This is a genomic window from Escherichia coli (genome assembly GCF_036503815.1).
In the GTDB taxonomy this organism is placed as follows: Bacteria; Pseudomonadota; Gammaproteobacteria; order Enterobacterales; family Enterobacteriaceae; genus Escherichia; species Escherichia coli_F.
Genome location: NZ_AP027764.1, coordinates 351,008 through 364,394 on the forward strand (window position 1 = coordinate 351,008; position 13,387 = coordinate 364,394).

Consider the following 13,387-nt stretch of genomic DNA (forward strand, 5'->3'; position numbering starts at 1 on the left):
GGTTCTTCGTCCGTATACAGACTTGTTTCAACTGACCGGGAGGATTAAAACCAGACCACTTATTTGCCACGGAAAGGTTCCCTCCCATGCATTATGCCGTTGTCGTCATGCTTGAACTGCTTTGCTGTATTCACGCTTATCGCTCCGGACAAGAGCGATACTGGATTTTTATTATCTTCTGTTTTCCGGTGATTGGCTGCGTGGCGTATTTCGTCATGGTTATGCTGCCTGAAACGGGCGCTGACCGTCACGGGCGTACTTTGCTGATGCGCCTGCAGGACAAAATCAGCCCGGAACGCCACCTGCACAATTTAACCGAAGAGCTGGCGATTGCCGAGACCAATCAAAACCATTATGCGTTAGCTAACGAACTGGCGCGCCTTGGGCGTTATCACGAAGCCGTTCCCCATTATCAGCAGGCGTTAAGCGGAATTTTCGCCCATGAAGCGGTAATGATGTTAAGCCTGGCGCAGGCGCAATTTGCTATTCAGGAGTTCACCGCCTGTCAGCAGACGCTGGAAGATGTGATGCGTTATAACCCCGATTTTCAGTCGGCAGACGGGCATTTGTTATTTGCCAGAGCGTTAGCCGCCCAGGAGAAATACGCTGACGCAGAAAGCGAGTTTGAAGTATTGATTTCTTATTACCCCGGCCCTCAGGCACGTATTTTCTATGCGGAAATGCTGGCGAAAATGAGTCGGTTGCGTGAAGCCAACGAGCAGTATGTTGCTGTGGTTGATACGGCTAAACGCTCAAGACCTCATTATAGAAAACACCACCGGGAATGGATTAAGACCGCCAATGACCGGCTGAAGCAGAGTATTGTTCGATAGGCGCTGCGCCAGAGAGTCTCTGGCGCGTTAATTTTTGTGAACGTAGCATTATCCGTGCCCCATCTCCCATTTTCCCTCACCCGTACCGTCACCGCCTTGTCATCTTTCTGACACCTTACTATCTTACAAATGTAACAAAAAAGTTATTTTTCTGTAATTCGAGCATGTCATGTTACCCCGCGAGCATAAAACGCGTGAATTCGCGCATTCGGTACAACAAGAGAGATAAACGATGAAACCGTTACATTATACAGCTTCAGCACTGGCGCTCGGACTGGCGTTAATGGGGAATGCACAGGCAGTGACGACCATTCCGTTCTGGCATTCTATGGAAGGGGAACTGGGTAAAGAGGTGGATTCTCTTGCCCAACGTTTTAACGCCGAAAACCCGGATTACAAAATTGTACCGACCTATAAAGGCAACTACGAACAGAATTTAAGCGCGGGGATTGCCGCATTTCGTACCGGCAACGCGCCGGCTATTTTGCAGGTTTATGAAGTTGGCACCGCCACCATGATGGCGTCGAAAGCCATTAAACCGGTGTATGACGTGTTTAAAGAAGCGGGGATTCAATTCGATGAGTCGCAGTTTGTGCCGACGGTTTCAGGCTACTACTCCGACAGCAAAACCGGTCACTTACTCTCCCAGCCGTTCAACAGCTCGACTCCCGTTCTCTATTACAACAAAGATGCTTTCAAGAAAGCGGGATTAGACCCGGAACAGCCGCCGAAAACCTGGCAGGATCTGGCAGACTATGCCGCGAAACTGAAAGCCTCCGGTATGAAGTGCGGCTACGCCAGCGGCTGGCAGGGCTGGATCCAACTGGAAAACTTTAGCGCCTGGAACGGTCTGCCGTTTGCCAGCAAAAACAACGGCTTTGACGGCACGGACGCGGTGCTTGAGTTCAACAAGCCGGAGCAGGTGAAACACATCGCCATGCTCGAAGAGATGAACAAGAAGGGCGATTTCAGCTACGTCGGGCGTAAGGATGAATCCACCGAGAAGTTCTATAACGGTGATTGCGCGATGACGACCGCTTCTTCCGGTTCTCTTGCCAACATTCGCGAGTACGCCAAATTTAACTACGGTGTAGGCATGATGCCGTACGACGCCGATGCGAAAGATGCGCCACAAAACGCCATTATCGGCGGGGCCAGCCTGTGGGTGATGCAGGGCAAAGATAAAGAAACTTACACCGGCGTGGCGAAGTTCCTCGACTTCCTCGCGAAGCCAGAAAACGCTGCCGAGTGGCATCAGAAAACCGGTTATCTGCCAATCACCAAAGCGGCGTATGACCTGACCCGTGAGCAGGGCTTTTACGAGAAAAACCCCGGGGCGGATACCGCGACGCGTCAGATGCTGAACAAGCCGCCGTTGCCGTTCACCAAAGGGCTGCGTCTGGGCAATATGCCGCAGATCCGCGTGATTGTGGATGAAGAGCTGGAAAGCGTGTGGACTGGTAAGAAGACGCCACAGCAGGCGCTGGATACCGCTGTTGAGCGTGGGAACCAGTTACTGCGCCGCTTTGAGCAGTCTACGAAGTCTTAATTCTCTTACCCTCACCCTAACCCTCTCCCAAAGGGAGAGGGGACCGATCGGCGTGGTATCCAGGTGCCGTGTCGGTTTGCAACTTCGCTCGGTGGGAAAGTATGCACCGCCTTTCTCCCTCGCCCCTCTGGGGAGAGGGCCGGGGTGAGGGGAACACAACACGAAGAGTTTAACTATGTCATCATCCCGTCCGGTGTTCCGCTCGCGCTGGCTGCCTTATTTGCTGGTCGCGCCGCAGCTTATCATCACCGTTATCTTTTTTATCTGGCCTGCGGGCGAAGCGTTGTGGTACTCGCTACAAAGCGTCGATCCATTTGGCTTTTCCAGCCAGTTTGTCGGCCTGGATAACTTCGTCACGCTGTTTCATGACAGCTACTATCTCGACTCCTTCTGGACGACGATAAAATTCAGCACCTTTGTCACCGTCAGCGGTTTGCTGGTGTCGCTGTTCTTCGCGGCGCTGGTGGAGTACATCGTGCGCGGCAGCCGTTTCTATCAAACCTTAATGCTGCTGCCGTATGCCGTGGCTCCCGCCGTTGCCGCCGTATTGTGGATCTTCCTGTTTAACCCTGGTCGCGGCCTGATCACTCATTTTCTCGCTGAGTTCGGCTACGACTGGAACCATGCGCAAAACAGCGGTCAGGCAATGTTCCTGGTGGTGTTTGCCTCAGTATGGAAGCAAATCAGCTACAACTTTCTGTTCTTCTATGCCGCGCTGCAATCCATTCCCCGTTCGTTGATTGAAGCCGCAGCCATCGACGGTGCAGGCCCGATTCGCCGCTTCTTTAAGATTGCGCTGCCGCTGATTGCGCCGGTGAGTTTCTTCCTGCTGGTGGTGAACCTGGTGTACGCCTTCTTCGACACCTTCCCGGTGATCGATGCCGCCACGTCCGGCGGACCAGTACAGGCCACCACGACGCTGATTTATAAGATCTATCGTGAAGGCTTTACTGGACTGGATCTGGCTTCGTCTGCCGCGCAGTCGGTGGTGTTGATGTTCCTCGTCATCGTGCTGACGGTGGTGCAGTTCCGCTATGTTGAAAGCAAGGTGCGTTACCAATGATTGAGAACCGTCCGTGGCTGACAATATTCAGCCATACCATGCTGATCCTCGGGATCGCGGTGATCCTCTTCCCGTTGTACGTGGCGTTTGTCGCGGCGACGCTGGATAAACAAGAAGTCTATGCCGCGCCGATGACGCTCATCCCCGGCACGCATCTGCTGGAAAACATCCACAACATCTGGGTGAACGGGGTAGGCACAAATAGTGCGCCGTTCTGGCGGATGTTGCTTAACAGCTTCGTGATGGCGTTCAGCATTACGCTCGGCAAAATTACCGTCTCGATGCTCTCGGCATTTGCCATTGTCTGGTTTCGTTTTCCGCTGCGTAACCTCTTCTTTTGGATGATTTTTATCACCCTGATGCTGCCGGTTGAAGTGCGTATCTTCCCGACAGTAGAAGTCATCGCCAACCTGAACATGCTCGACAGCTACGCCGGTTTAACGCTGCCGCTGATGGCCTCGGCAACCGCTACCTTCCTGTTCCGCCAGTTCTTTATGACGCTGCCGGATGAGTTGGTGGAAGCCGCGCGGATCGACGGCGCGTCACCAATGCGTTTCTTTTGCGACATCGTTTTCCCGCTGTCGAAAACCAATCTGGCGGCGCTGTTTGTGATCACTTTTATTTACGGCTGGAACCAGTATTTGTGGCCGTTGTTGATTATTACCGACGTTGATCTCGGCACCACCGTGGCAGGAATCAAAGGGATGATCGCTACAGGCGAAGGCACCACGGAATGGAATTCGGTGATGGCGGCGATGTTGTTAACGCTTATCCCTCCGGTGGTGATTGTTTTAGTGATGCAGCGTGCCTTCGTGCGCGGCCTGGTCGATAGTGAGAAATAAGATGGCAGGACTGAAATTACAGGCAGTAACCAAAAGCTGGGATGGCAAAACCCAGGTCATTAAACCGCTGACCCTTGATGTGGCGGATGGCGAATTTATCGTGATGGTCGGGCCGTCTGGCTGCGGGAAATCCACGCTGCTGCGCATGGTTGCCGGGCTGGAGCGGGTCACCGAAGGCGATATCTGGATTAACGACCAACGCGTGACCGAAATGGAGCCGAAAGATCGCGGGATTGCGATGGTGTTCCAGAACTACGCGCTTTATCCGCATATGAGTGTCGAAGAAAACATGGCGTGGGGGCTGAAAATTCGCGGCATGGGCAAGCAGCAAATAGCCGAGCGTGTTAAAGAAGCGGCGCGCATTCTGGAGCTGGATGGCCTGCTCAAGCGCCGTCCGCGTGAGCTTTCTGGCGGTCAGCGTCAGCGTGTGGCGATGGGCCGTGCGATTGTGCGCGATCCGGCGGTGTTCCTGTTTGATGAGCCGCTCTCTAACCTCGACGCCAAGCTGCGCGTGCAGATGCGCCTTGAGCTGCAACAACTGCACCGTCGCCTGAAAACGACTTCACTCTACGTTACTCACGATCAGGTTGAGGCGATGACGCTCGCTCAGCGGGTAATGGTGATGAACGGCGGCATTGCTGAACAGATTGGCACACCAGTTGAAGTCTACGAAAAGCCCGCCACTCTGTTTGTGGCGAGTTTTATCGGCAGTCCGGCGATGAACCTGCTGACAGGCCGCGTGAATAACGAAGGCACGCATTTCGAACTGGATGGCGGTATCGCGCTACCGCTAAACGGTGGCTACCGTCAGTATGCCGGGCGTAAAATGACTCTTGGCATTCGCCCGGAACATATTGCGTTAAGCTCGCAGGCAGAAGGCGGCATACCGCTGGTGATGGACACGCTGGAGATCCTCGGCGCAGATAACCTGGCGCACGGACGCTGGGGCGAACAGAAGCTGGTGGTGCGACTGGCGCATCAGGAGCGCCCGACGGCAGGCAGCACGCTGTGGCTGCATCTGCCGGAAAATCAGCTGCATCTTTTTGATGGTGAAACAGGACAACGAGTATGAGTAACTGGCCTTATCCCCGCATTGTCGCCCACCGTGGCGGCGGTAAGCTGGCCCCGGAAAACACACTGGCGGCAATCGACGTTGGGGCAAAATACGGTCATAAGATGATCGAATTTGACGCGAAGTTATCGAAAGATGGCGAGATCTTCCTGCTGCATGACGACAATCTCGAACGCACCAGTAACGGCTGGGGCGTCGCGGGCGAACTGAACTGGCAGGATTTACTGCGCGTGGATGCGGGCAGTTGGTACAGCAAAGCGTTTAAAGGTGAGCCGCTGCCGTTGCTTTCGCAGGTGGCGGAACGCTGCCGTGAACATGGGATGATGGCAAATATTGAAATCAAACCCACCACTGGCACTGGTCCATTAACGGGCAAAATGGTATCGCTGGCGGCGCGCGAACTGTGGGCTGGTATGACGCCGCCGCTGCTGTCATCGTTTGAGATTGATGCTTTAGAAGCCGCGCAACAGGCTGCACCGGAACTGCCGCGCGGTTTGTTGCTGGATGAGTGGCGCGACGACTGGCGCGAACTGACCACGCGGCTGGGCTGCGTCTCTATTCATCTCAATCATAAGTTGCTCGATAAAGCGCGAGTGATGCAGTTGAAAGACGCTGGATTACGGATTCTGGTTTATACCGTCAACAAACCCCAGCGCGCGGCAGAGTTGCTACGCTGGGGCGTGGATTGCATCTGTACCGATGCGATTGATGTGATTGGCCCGAACTTTACGGCCCAATAGTTTTCAACGGAATATCAGGCTGCGGCGTGCTGGGCTGATTCAGCATGTCGCCGTTTCTTCTCTCTGGCAACATATGCTGCTGATTCAACGAACTATCCGGATTACGGTTGCTGTTTAACATCCCGCCGTTGGTGTTGGGCAGCATTTGCTGCCGGGCGGGATTTTGCTCCCCCGGCTGTGACTGCAATACCCGCTGCGAGTTACTGTTTATCTGGTTTTCTAAATGCTGCTGTTGCAACTGTGTTTGCGTTTTCAGTTGCTGATTCAGCATCCCTTTTTGCTGGATTTGCTGCGTTTGCATTTGAGTTTGCATTCGCTGCTGGCTGGGGATCTGATACCCCGGCTGGTTAGGGTTGTTCAGAGTATTAATGGGCTGTGCAAAGCCGACAAAAGGCAGGAGTGCCGTCAAAAGCAGAAGTCGTTTCATCGCGTATCCTCCTCTGAAGATATTCTTTAAGTTTACTCCTTTCCTGCAATCATCAGGATTAATTCAGAGTTATATACCAGGCTTAGCTGGGGTTGCCCCTTAATCTCTGGAGTATAACGATGATAAAACCGACGTTTTTACGCCGGGTGGCTATTGCTGCTCTGCTCACAGGAAGTTGTTTTAGTGCTGTCGCCGCGCCACCTGCGCCGCCGCCAGTCTCGTATGGCGTGGAGGAGGATGTCTTCCATCCGGTACGCGCGAAGCAGGGGATGGTAGCATCTGTGGACGCCACTGCCACTCAGGTGGGGGTAGATATCCTTAAGCAGGGCGGGAATGCCGTTGATGCTGCCGTGGCAGTGGGCTACGCGCTGGCGGTAACGCATCCGCAGGCAGGGAATCTGGGCGGCGGCGGTTTTATGCTGATCCGCACTAAAGATGGCAATACCACCGCCATCGATTTCCGCGAAATGGCACCCGCCAAAGCGACCCGCGATATGTTCCTTGATGATCAGGGCAACCCGGACAGCAAAAAATCTCTCACTTCGCATCTTGCTTCTGGCACACCCGGTACGGTAGCGGGCTTCTCGTTGGCGCTGGAGAAATACGGCACCATGCCGCTGAACAAAGTTGTGCAGCCTGCGTTTAAACTGGCACGCGATGGTTTTATCGTTAACGATGCGCTGGCAGACGATCTCAAAACCTACGGCAGTGAAGTGCTACCAAATCACGAAAACAGCAAAGCTATCTTCTGGAAAGAGGGCGAACCGCTGAAAAAGGGCGACAAGCTGGTACAGACGAATCTGGCAAAGAGTCTGGAGATGATTGCCGAAAACGGCCCGGATGAATTCTACAAAGGCACGATAGCGGAACAGATCGCCCTGGAGATGCAGAAAAACGGTGGCTTGATCACTAAAGAAGATTTAGCGGCCTATAAAGCGGTCGAACGTACACCAATAAGTGGCGATTATCGCGGGTATCAGGTTTACTCCATGCCACCGCCATCCTCCGGCGGGATCCATATCGTACAGATCCTCAATATTCTGGAAAACTTTGATATGCAGAAATACGGCTTTGGCAGCGCCGACGCGATGCAAATCATGGCAGAAGCGGAGAAACATGCCTACGCCGATCGCTCGGAATATCTTGGCGACCCGGATTTTGTCAAAGTACCGTGGCAGGCGCTGACCAATAAAGCCTATGCCAAATCTATTGCCGATCAAATCGATATCAATAAAGCGAAGCCATCCAGCGAAATTCGTCCTGGCAAGCTTGCGCCTTATGAGAGTAATCAAACTACCCATTACTCAGTGGTGGATAAAGACGGTAACGCGGTTGCGGTGACCTATACGCTGAACACCACCTTCGGTACGGGTATTGTCGCGGGCGAGAGCGGTATTCTGCTTAATAATCAGATGGATGATTTCTCCGCCAAACCAGGCGTACCGAACGTTTACGGGCTGGTGGGCGGCGATGCTAACGCTGTCGGGCCGAATAAACGTCCGCTGTCATCGATGTCACCAACCATTGTGGTGAAAGACGGTAAAACCTGGCTGGTGACCGGTAGCCCTGGCGGAAGCCGAATTATCACCACCGTGCTGCAAATGGTGGTGAACAGCATCGATTATGGCATGAACGTCGCTGAAGCCACCAATGCGCCGCGTTTCCACCATCAGTGGTTGCCGGACGAGCTGCGTGTCGAGAAAGGATTTAGCCCGGATACGCTCAAGCTGCTGGAAGCAAAAGGTCAGAAAGTGGCGCTAAAAGAGGCGATGGGCAGTACGCAAAGTATTATGGTTGGGCCGGACGGTGAGTTATACGGCGCTTCCGACCCACGTTCGGTAGATGATTTAACGGCGGGGTATTAAGGTTAGCGGCCCTCTTCGTGGGAAGAGGGCCGTATTGTCAGGGCAAGCCGAAGGTAGCTTTTTTTATTTCATAATCCTGTAGATATTCTTCCAGCGGCTTTGCCGTTCCCAGCGAATGAATTTCACCACTGTCTTTATCAATAATAAAAGGTGCGTTACCAGCTAAGCGCGCGGCCTCATCACCAGTTTCGAGAAATTCTCGTGCTTCGAAACAGAAATACCAGCCCTGGCTAAAGCGTCCATGTAGAGTAATGACGACGGCGAGATCTGCATCATCAAGGTAATGGTTCGCTTTCGCGAATGCTTCCTGATAATTAATCATAATGATTCTGGATTTTCCGATGGGGCAGTTAGGTCATGCTTTTTTTCAAGCGCAACATATCCAACAAAGCCTTAATAAAATATTGTAATTTACAATAAGTTAATGATGTTCATTTCACACGCGCCATATAATACGCATCGACATATTCACCGTTTCGTAATGCGTACTTCTTGCCAGTCCCTTCAATCTCAAAGCCGAATTTTTTATAGACCTTAATTGCTGGCGCGTTATCAACGAACACCGTTAGTTCAATACGATCTACCCGCAACCAGTTGTCGCACATTTCAATCATCTCTCGCATCAGGGCGCTGGCGACGCCGCGGTTCTTCCAGCGGGAGTCGACACTGATACCAAAGTCGGCAACATGACTGCGGCGTGGGCGTTGTTGCACGTCAATGGTGAGATGGCCTACGACGATTCCATCAATACAGGCGACTAACTGCTTGATGCCGGGACGATCGGCGAGTCGCTCCTGCCACATATGATCGGAAGGATGAGGCACCTGTAGTGTGTTGCAATACACCTCCGGCTGGGCGTGAATCTGCCTGATGGCCTCGTAATCCCGTGTTTCTGCATGGCGTATTACTATCTCACTCATTCCTTTGTCCTCTTTGGGGTAAATGTCCCTTTCAACATCATTGACTTTCAAATGCGAGTCAAATGCATTTTTTTGCAAAAAGTGTTGGACAAGTGCGAATGAGAATGATTATTATTGTCTCGCGATCAGGAAGACCCTCGCGGAGAACCTGAAAGCACGACATTGCTCACATTGCTTCCAGTATTACTTAGCCAGCCGGGTGCTGGCTTTTTTTTTGACCTTTCGTTCTCAATTTATCCACGGGAAGTGCTTGTGTTTGTTATGCGCACTCCTGTAGGAACCACGTCCGCTTTGCGCTAAGGTGTAACTAACCACCTTAAAAAGGACGAAATCATGGTCATCAACTGCGCCTTTATTGGCTTTGGTAAAAGCACGACCCGTTACCATTTACCGTATGTACTTAACCGCAAGGATAGCTGGCATGTCGCGCATATTTTTCGCCGCCATGCGAAGTCGGAAGAACAGGCTCCCATCTATTCCCATATCCATTTCACCAGCGATCTCGACGAAGTATTAAATGATCCCGACGTTAAGCTGATTGTCGTCTGCACTCATGCGGACAGCCACTTCGAGTACGCGAAGCGCGCGCTGGAGGCTGGGAAAAATGTGCTGGTCGAAAAACCGTTCACTCCGACGCTTGCCCAGGCGAAAGAACTTTTTGCGCTGGCGAAAAGTAAAGGGCTGACCGTCACGCCGTATCAGAATCGTCGCTTTGATTCCTGTTTTCTGACGGCGAAAAAAGCGATTGAAAGCGGCAAGCTGGGAGAGATTGTTGAAATGGAAAGCCATTTTGACTATTACCGCCCGGTGGCAGAAACCAAACCCGGGCTGCCGCAGGATGGCGCGTTCTATGGCCTTGGTGTGCATACGATGGACCAGATTATCTCGCTGTTCGGTCGCCCGGATCACGTCGCTTATGACATCCGCAGCCTGCGTAATAAAGCCAATCCTGACGACACCTTCGAAGCGCAGCTGTTTTATGGCGATCTAAAAGCCATCGTCAAAACCAGCCATCTGGTGAAAATCGATTATCCGAAATTTATCGTTCACGGTAAGAAAGGTTCGTTTATTAAATACGGTATCGACCAGCAGGAAACCAGCCTGAAGGCTAATATTATGCCGGGCGAGCCGGGATTCGCAGCGGATGATTCGGTCGGTGTGCTGGAGTATGTCAATGACGAGGGCGTTACGGTCAGAGAAGAGATGAAGCCAGAGATGGGCGATTATGGGCGCGTTTATGATGCGTTGTATCAAACCATCACCAACGGTGCACCAAATTACGTCAAGGAATCTGAAGTTCTTACCAATCTGGAAATCCTTGAACGCGGTTTTGAGCAAGCCTCTCCCTCCACAGTGACTCTTGCGAAGTAAGTTTGATGGACCTCTCGAATAGTTCAATTTTTTTGAACAGAGGGGTCAATTTTCACCCTCTATCATCCCAGGCGGATCGGGTCCACACTAAGCCCATCGAAATCATTCAGGGGGCGAATACAAATGATCTACTTACGCAAAGCAAATGAACGTGGTCATGCAAATCATGGCTGGCTGGACTCCTGGCATACTTTCTCTTTTGCCAACTATTACGACCCGAACTTTATGGGCTTCTCCGCGCTGCGCGTGATTAACGACGACGTGATTGAAGCAGGGCAGGGCTTCGGCACTCACCCGCATAAAGATATGGAAATTTTGACCTACGTGCTGGAAGGTACTGTTGAGCATCAGGACAGCATGGGCAATAAAGAGCAGGTTCCGGCGGGCGAGTTTCAGATTATGAGTGCGGGTACGGGTATTCGTCACTCAGAGTACAACCCAAGCAGCACTGAGCGTCTGCACCTGTATCAGATCTGGATCATGCCAGAAGAAAACGGTATTACGCCGCGTTATGAACAGCGTCGCTTTGATGCCGTACAGGGTAAACAGCTGGTGCTCTCGCCGGATGCGCGAGATGGTTCATTGAAAGTGCATCAGGATATGGAGCTATACCGCTGGGCGCTGCTGAAAGATGAGCAGTCGGTGCATCAGATTGCCGCTGAACGCCGCGTCTGGATCCAGGTGGTGAAAGGTAATGTCACCATTAACGGCGTAAAAGCTTCGACCAGCGATGGTCTGGCAATCTGGGATGAGCAGGCAATCTCCATCCACGCTGACAGCGACAGCGAAGTGTTACTGTTCGATCTGCCTCCGGTTTAAAACTTAACGGCATTTTTGAAGCCTGCCTTTTTGCGGGCTTCATCGCTCGCCCCGGTCGCGTGCTGATGTACGCGACCGGGGTTTTGTCGCGTCTTTAGCACAATGCGATGCAATTGATTTAGTGTATATCTAATAATTATAAACAAGCACTGTTTTCTCCGGGAAGGTTCTGATGCGTCCGTGTTAAACTAAGAGAATCTATCTCTTTTGTACCTTCAGGACGATGAAAAAGAAAAGACCCGTACTTCAGGATGTGGCTGACCGTGTTGGCGTGACCAAAATGACGGTCAGCCGTTTTTTACGCAACCCGGAGCAGGTTTCCGTCGCTCTACGTGGCAAGATTGCCGCCGCTCTTGATGAACTGGGTTATATTCCCAATCGCGCACCCGATATCCTCTCTAACGCCACCAGCCGGGCGATTGGCGTCCTGTTACCTTCACTCACTAACCAGGTTTTCGCTGAAGTATTACGCGGTATCGAAAGCGTCACCGACGCACACGGTTATCAGACGATGCTGGCGCACTACGGTTATAAACCGGAAATGGAGCAAGAACGCCTCGAATCAATGCTTTCCTGGAATATCGACGGACTTATTCTCACCGAACGTACCCACACGCCCCGCACCTTAAAGATGATTGAAGTAGCGGGTATTCCGGTGGTGGAGCTGATGGACAGTAAGTCGCCGTGTCTCGATATCGCCGTCGGTTTTGATAACTTTGAAGCGGCACGCCAGATGACCACCGCCATTATTGCTCGCGGGCATCGTCACATTGCCTATCTCGGCGCACGCCTCGACGAACGTACTATCATCAAACAGAAGGGATATGAGCAGGCGATGCTGGATGCAGGCCTGGTGCCGTATAGCGTGATGGTCGAGCAATCTTCTTCTTACTCTTCCGGTATTGAACTGATTCGCCAGGCGCGGCGGGAATATCCGCAGTTGGATGGCGTATTTTGTACTAATGATGACCTGGCGGTCGGCGCGGCATTTGAATGTCAGCGTCTGGGGCTGAAAGTTCCTGACGATATGGCGATTGCCGGTTTCCACGGTCATGACATTGGTCAGGTGATGGAGCCACGGCTGGCGAGCGTGCTGACGCCGCGTGAGCGGATGGGCAGCATTGGCGCTGAGCGCCTGCTGGCGCGTATTCGTGGCGAATCTGTGACACCGAAAATGTTAGATTTAGGTTTCACCTTGTCACCGGGCGGATCTATTTAAGCTCACAAATTTGAAGTAGCTCACACTTATACACTTAAGGCACGGATGGATATTGCTTCTGTTTTTGTCCGGCCGGACAATGTTACCGATAACAGTTACCCGTAACATTTTCTGATTCTTGTATTGTGGGGGCACCACTTTGAGCACGACTAACCATGATCACCACATTTACGTCTTGATGGGCGTATCGGGCAGCGGCAAATCTGCAGTCGCCAGTGAAGTGGCGCATCAACTTCATGCCGCGTTTCTTGATGGCGATTTCCTCCATCCGCGCTGCAATATCGAAAAAATGGCGTCTGGCGAACCGCTGAATGACGACGATCGCAAACCGTGGTTACAGGCGCTTAACGACGCCGCGTTTGCCATGCAGCGCACCAATAAAGTGTCGCTGATCGTCTGTTCTGCACTGAAAAAGCACTATCGCGACCTGCTGCGTGAAGGTAATCCGAATCTCTCTTTCATCTACCTGAAAGGCGATTTTGATGTAATTGAAAGCCGTCTGAAAGCGCGCAAAGGCCATTTCTTTAAAACCCAAATGCTGGTGACGCAGTTTGAAACGCTGCAGGAGCCGGGTGCGGACGAAACCGATGTACTGGTGGTGGATATCGATCAACCGCTGGAAGGTGTTGTGGCAAGCACCATTGAGGTTATTAAAAAAGGCAAATAA

At 52.3% G+C, this 13,387-nt stretch carries 14 protein-coding genes; 11 read left to right on the top strand and 3 right to left on the bottom strand.

Translation table 11 applies throughout. The annotated features are described in order from the left end of the window. Positions 1-86: 86 nt before the first annotated feature. The 6 genes from AABJ99_RS01595 (at position 87) to ugpQ (ending at position 6,099) form a co-directional block, all read left to right on the top strand. Positions 87-833 carry a tetratricopeptide repeat protein gene (locus AABJ99_RS01595; RefSeq protein ID WP_039020639.1) on the top strand — a complete coding sequence of 249 codons (747 nt, stop codon included), beginning with the start codon at positions 87-89 and terminating at the stop codon, positions 831-833. A gap of 232 nt (positions 834-1,065) precedes the next feature. Further along, on the top strand, positions 1,066-2,382 hold the full coding sequence (gene ugpB / locus AABJ99_RS01600; RefSeq protein WP_000803191.1) for a sn-glycerol-3-phosphate ABC transporter substrate-binding protein UgpB: 1,317 nt from the start codon (positions 1,066-1,068) through the stop codon (positions 2,380-2,382). A 175-nt stretch (positions 2,383-2,557) separates the two neighbouring features. Then, complete coding sequence (gene ugpA / locus AABJ99_RS01605; protein WP_000099289.1) at positions 2,558-3,445, top strand: sn-glycerol-3-phosphate ABC transporter permease UgpA; 888 nt, start codon at positions 2,558-2,560, stop codon at positions 3,443-3,445. Continuing rightward, the gene (gene ugpE, locus AABJ99_RS01610; protein WP_039020638.1) at positions 3,442-4,287 is read left to right on the top strand and encodes a sn-glycerol-3-phosphate ABC transporter permease UgpE; all 846 of its coding nucleotides are present in this window, start codon (positions 3,442-3,444) and stop codon (positions 4,285-4,287) included. The genes ugpA and ugpE overlap by 4 nt, the downstream gene beginning before the upstream one ends. 1 nt (position 4,288) lies before the next feature. Further along, on the top strand, positions 4,289-5,359 hold the full coding sequence (gene ugpC, locus AABJ99_RS01615; protein ID WP_046081068.1) for a sn-glycerol 3-phosphate ABC transporter ATP binding protein UgpC: 1,071 nt from the start codon (positions 4,289-4,291) through the stop codon (positions 5,357-5,359). Continuing rightward, a complete protein-coding gene (ugpQ, locus tag AABJ99_RS01620; protein WP_032303943.1) occupies positions 5,356-6,099 on the top strand; it encodes a glycerophosphodiester phosphodiesterase in 744 nt (247 codons plus the stop codon). Before ugpC ends, ugpQ begins: the two co-directional genes overlap by 4 nt. Here ugpQ and yhhA read toward each other — a convergent pair. After that, positions 6,086-6,526, bottom strand: a complete 441-nt coding sequence (yhhA, locus tag AABJ99_RS01625) for a DUF2756 family protein (protein WP_039020636.1) — start codon at positions 6,524-6,526, stop codon at positions 6,086-6,088. The genes ugpQ and yhhA overlap by 14 nt on opposite strands. 119 nt (positions 6,527-6,645) lie before the next feature. On the opposite strand from yhhA, the gene ggt reads away from it, so the two are divergent. Further along, positions 6,646-8,391, top strand: a complete 1,746-nt coding sequence (gene ggt, locus AABJ99_RS01630) for a gamma-glutamyltransferase (protein WP_000595123.1) — start codon at positions 6,646-6,648, stop codon at positions 8,389-8,391. 37 nt (positions 8,392-8,428) lie between these two features. Here the strand turns inward: ggt and yrhB are convergent, their stop codons facing one another. Beyond that, positions 8,429-8,713 (bottom strand): YrhB family protein, encoded by a 285-nt coding sequence (yrhB, locus tag AABJ99_RS01635; protein ID WP_000611634.1) that lies wholly within the window; start codon positions 8,711-8,713, stop codon positions 8,429-8,431. Between the two features lie 109 nt (positions 8,714-8,822). Next, the gene (gene yhhY / locus AABJ99_RS01640; protein WP_039020635.1) at positions 8,823-9,311 is read right to left on the bottom strand and encodes an N-acetyltransferase; all 489 of its coding nucleotides are present in this window, start codon (positions 9,309-9,311) and stop codon (positions 8,823-8,825) included. A 333-nt stretch (positions 9,312-9,644) separates the two neighbouring features. Here yhhY and yhhX point away from each other — a divergent pair, with 333 nt between their 5' ends. The 4 genes from yhhX to gntK all read left to right on the top strand — a co-directional run bounded on the left by yhhX (position 9,645) and on the right by gntK (position 13,387). Then, complete coding sequence (gene yhhX / locus AABJ99_RS01645; protein WP_039020634.1) at positions 9,645-10,682, top strand: oxidoreductase; 1,038 nt, start codon at positions 9,645-9,647, stop codon at positions 10,680-10,682. Positions 10,683-10,805: 123 nt separating this feature from the next. Continuing rightward, the gene (yhhW, locus tag AABJ99_RS01650) at positions 10,806-11,501 is read left to right on the top strand and encodes a quercetin 2,3-dioxygenase (RefSeq protein ID WP_000639811.1); all 696 of its coding nucleotides are present in this window, start codon (positions 10,806-10,808) and stop codon (positions 11,499-11,501) included. A 223-nt stretch (positions 11,502-11,724) separates the two neighbouring features. Further along, the gene (gene gntR / locus AABJ99_RS01655) at positions 11,725-12,720 is read left to right on the top strand and encodes a gluconate operon transcriptional repressor GntR (protein ID WP_000730252.1); all 996 of its coding nucleotides are present in this window, start codon (positions 11,725-11,727) and stop codon (positions 12,718-12,720) included. A 139-nt stretch (positions 12,721-12,859) separates the two neighbouring features. Continuing rightward, positions 12,860-13,387, top strand: a complete 528-nt coding sequence (gene gntK / locus AABJ99_RS01660) for a gluconokinase (RefSeq protein WP_000108320.1) — start codon at positions 12,860-12,862, stop codon at positions 13,385-13,387.

Bases quoted from the DNA above. Each gene is read 5' to 3' on its own strand.
- ggt (WP_000595123.1), top strand. From the start codon at position 6,646: ATGATAAAACCGACGTTTTTACGCCGGGTGGCTATTGCTGCTCTGCTC.
- ugpA (WP_000099289.1), top strand. From the start codon at position 2,558: ATGTCATCATCCCGTCCGGTGTTCCGCTCGCGCTGGCTGCCTTATTTG.
- AABJ99_RS01595 (WP_039020639.1), top strand. From the start codon at position 87: ATGCATTATGCCGTTGTCGTCATGCTTGAACTGCTTTGCTGTATTCAC.
- gntR (WP_000730252.1), top strand. From the start codon at position 11,725: ATGAAAAAGAAAAGACCCGTACTTCAGGATGTGGCTGACCGTGTTGGC.
- yhhW (WP_000639811.1), top strand. From the start codon at position 10,806: ATGATCTACTTACGCAAAGCAAATGAACGTGGTCATGCAAATCATGGC.
- yhhX (WP_039020634.1), top strand. From the start codon at position 9,645: ATGGTCATCAACTGCGCCTTTATTGGCTTTGGTAAAAGCACGACCCGT.
- ugpB (WP_000803191.1), top strand. From the start codon at position 1,066: ATGAAACCGTTACATTATACAGCTTCAGCACTGGCGCTCGGACTGGCG.
- ugpC (WP_046081068.1), top strand. From the start codon at position 4,289: ATGGCAGGACTGAAATTACAGGCAGTAACCAAAAGCTGGGATGGCAAA.
- yhhY (WP_039020635.1), bottom strand. From the start codon at position 9,311: ATGAGTGAGATAGTAATACGCCATGCAGAAACACGGGATTACGAGGCC.
- ugpE (WP_039020638.1), top strand. From the start codon at position 3,442: ATGATTGAGAACCGTCCGTGGCTGACAATATTCAGCCATACCATGCTG.
- yhhA (WP_039020636.1), bottom strand. From the start codon at position 6,526: ATGAAACGACTTCTGCTTTTGACGGCACTCCTGCCTTTTGTCGGCTTT.
- yrhB (WP_000611634.1), bottom strand. From the start codon at position 8,713: ATGATTAATTATCAGGAAGCATTCGCGAAAGCGAACCATTACCTTGAT.
- ugpQ (WP_032303943.1), top strand. From the start codon at position 5,356: ATGAGTAACTGGCCTTATCCCCGCATTGTCGCCCACCGTGGCGGCGGT.